This is a genomic window from Pseudomonas sp. MWU12-2319 (assembly GCF_023242525.1).
GTDB lineage: Bacteria > Pseudomonadota > Gammaproteobacteria > Pseudomonadales > Pseudomonadaceae > Aquipseudomonas > Aquipseudomonas gingeri_D.
The window spans coordinates 1-358 of sequence record NZ_JALJES010000079.1 but is presented as its reverse complement, the minus strand read 5'-3'; the positions used below and the strand labels follow the sequence as shown (position 1 = coordinate 358).

Sequence of the window (358 nt, the reverse complement as noted above, 5' to 3'; positions counted from 1 at the left end):
ATGCTGAATCGTCAGTTCGATCCCGAGGCGGTGAACAAGGCGTGGGTGGCGGATGTGACCTACATCCGGACCCGCAGTGGCTGGTTGTACTTGGCCGTGGTGCTGGACTTGTTCTCACGCAAGATCGTGGGCTGGTCCATGGCCCCAAACATGCCTGCCGAGCTGGTATGCAACGCCATGCAACTGGCTATTGCCCAGCGCCAGCCGGCACCGGGACTGATCGCCCATTCGGATAGGGGGAGTCAGTATGCAAGCGCGAGCTACAGAGCGTTGCTGGAACGAAATGGTATGCAGCAGAGCATGAGTCGCAAAGGTAACTGCTGGGACAACTCCGTGATGGAGCGTTTCTTCCTGAGCT

1 protein-coding gene is annotated in these 358 nt (G+C 58.7%); it reads left to right on the top strand.

What is annotated here, in order from left to right; translation table 11 throughout:
* On the top strand, window positions 1-358 hold a 358-nt coding region (locus M5C01_RS32835; protein WP_248764481.1), incomplete at both ends, for an IS3 family transposase.